A 2,438-nucleotide genomic window follows, 5' to 3' on the forward strand; every position below is an offset into this window, starting at 1 on the left:
ACGCAAGACGAGATTAAGTCCTTGAGTAGGGCGGGACACGTGAAATCCTGTCTGAACATGGGTAGACCACTATCCAAGCCTAAGTACTCGTGCATGACCGATAGCGAACCAGTACCGTGAGGGAAAGGTGAAAAGCACCCCGACGAGGGGAGTGAAATAGTACCTGAAACCGAATGCCTACAAACAGTTGGAGCCCAAGATTTGTTCTGGGTGACAGCGTACCTTTTGTATAATGGGTCAGCGACTTAGTGTAACGAGCAAGCTTAAGCCGGTAGGTGTAGGCGTAGCGAAAGCGAGTCTGAATAGGGCGTTCAGTTCGTTGCATTAGACCCGAAACCAAGTGATCTAGCCATGAGCAGGTTGAAGGTACGGTAACACGTACTGGAGGACCGAACCCATATCTGTTGCAATAGATCGGGATGACTTGTGGCTAGGGGTGAAAGGCCAATCAAACTTGGAGATAGCTGGTTCTCCGCGAAATCTATTTAGGTAGAGCGTCCAGCGAATACCCCCGGGGGTAGAGCACTGAATGGGCTATGGGGACTCACCGTCTTACTGATCCTAATCAAACTCCGAATACCGGGGAGTACTACTGGGCAGACACACGGCGGGTGCTAACGTCCGTCGTGAAGAGGGCAACAACCCTGACCACCATCTAAGGTCCCTAAGTTATGGCTAAGTGGGAAAGGATGTGAGGATCCCAAAACAACCAGGATGTTGGCTTAGAAGCAGCCATCATTTAAAGAAAGCGTAACAGCTCACTGGTCTAAATAAGGGTCTTTGCGCCGAAAATGTACCGGGGCTAAAGCCATACACCGAAGCTGTGGATGCACGTATGTGCGTGGTAGCGGAGCGTTCCGTAAGCCTGTGAAGGGACAGTCGTGAGACATCCTGGAGGTATCGGAAGTGAGAATGCTGACATGAGTAACGATAAAGGGAGTGAGAGACTCCCTCGCCGAAAGTCCAAGGGTTCCTGCTTAAAGTTAATCTGAGCAGGGTTAGCCGGCCCCTAAGGCGAGGCCGAAAGGCGTAGTCGATGGGAACCACGTTAATATTCGTGGGCCTGCAGGTAGTGACGGATTGCGTGTGTTGTACATTCTTATTGGATTGAATGTGCAGCGAAGCGGTTCCAGGAAATAGCTCCTGCATATAGACCGTACCCTAAACCGACACTGGTGGACTGGTAGAGAATACCAAGGCGCTTGAGAGAACTGCGTTGAAGGAACTCGGCAAAATGCACGCGTAACTTCGGAAGAAGCGTGACCCTTGTTTAGGCAACTAGATGAGGGTGGCACAGACCAGGGGGTAGCGACTGTTTACCAAAAACACAGGGCTCTGCGAAGTCGCAAGACGACGTATAGGGTCTGACGCCTGCCCGGTGCTGGAAGGTTAAGAGGAGATGTGCAAGCATTGAATTGAAGCCCCAGTAAACGGCGGCCGTAACTATAACGGTCCTAAGGTAGCGAAATTCCTTGTCGGGTAAGTTCCGACCTGCACGAATGGCGTAACGACTTCCCCGCTGTCTCCAACGCAGACTCAGTGAAATTGAATTCCCCGTGAAGATGCGGGGTTCCTGCGGTTAGACGGAAAGACCCCGTGCACCTTTACTATAGCTTTACACTGGCATTCGTGTCGACATGTGTAGGATAGGTGGTAGACTTTGAAGCAGTGGCGCCAGCCATTGTGGAGTCATCCTTGAAATACCACCCTTATCTATATGGATGTCTAACTGCGGCCCGTTATCCGGGTCCAGGACCGTGTATGGTGGGTAGTTTGACTGGGGCGGTCGCCTCCTAAAGAGTAACGGAGGCGCGCGATGGTAGGCTCAGAACGGTCGGAAATCGTTCGTCGAGTGCAATGGCATAAGCCTGCCTGACTGCAAGACTGACAAGTCGAGCAGAGACGAAAGTCGGTCATAGTGATCCGGTGGTCCCGCGTGGAAGGGCCATCGCTCAACGGATAAAAGGTACGCCGGGGATAACAGGCTGATGACCCCCAAGAGTCCATATCGACGGGGTTGTTTGGCACCTCGATGTCGACTCATCGCATCCTGGGGCTGGAGCAGGTCCCAAGGGTATGGCTGTTCGCCATTTAAAGCGGTACGTGAGTTGGGTTCAGAACGTCGTGAGACAGTTCGGTCCCTATCTGCCGTGGGTGTAGGAATATTGATAGGATCTGTCCCTAGTACGAGAGGACCGGGATGGACGTATCTCTGGTGGACCTGTTGTCGTGCCAACGGCATAGCAGGGTAGCTATATACGGACGGGATAACCGCTGAAGGCATCTAAGCGGGAAACCCACCTAAAAACGAGTATTCCCTATCAGAGCCGTGGAAGACTACCACGTTGATAGGCCGGGTGTGGAAGTGCGGCAACGCATGTAGCTTACCGGTACTAATAGCTCGATCGACTTGATCACTCCCATTTACAATATCCATC

Annotated in this window: 1 rRNA gene (only partly in view); it reads left to right on the forward strand. The window is 52.3% G+C overall.

The features are described 5' to 3' along the window. A 23S ribosomal RNA gene (locus QSJ70_RS27200) occupies positions 1–2,417 on the forward strand; it begins 161 nt to the left of the window's first position. Positions 2,418–2,438: the final 21 nt, after the last annotated feature.

The organism is Brucella sp. NBRC 12950, assembly GCF_030268145.1.
Classification (GTDB): Bacteria; Pseudomonadota; Alphaproteobacteria; order Rhizobiales; family Rhizobiaceae; genus Brucella.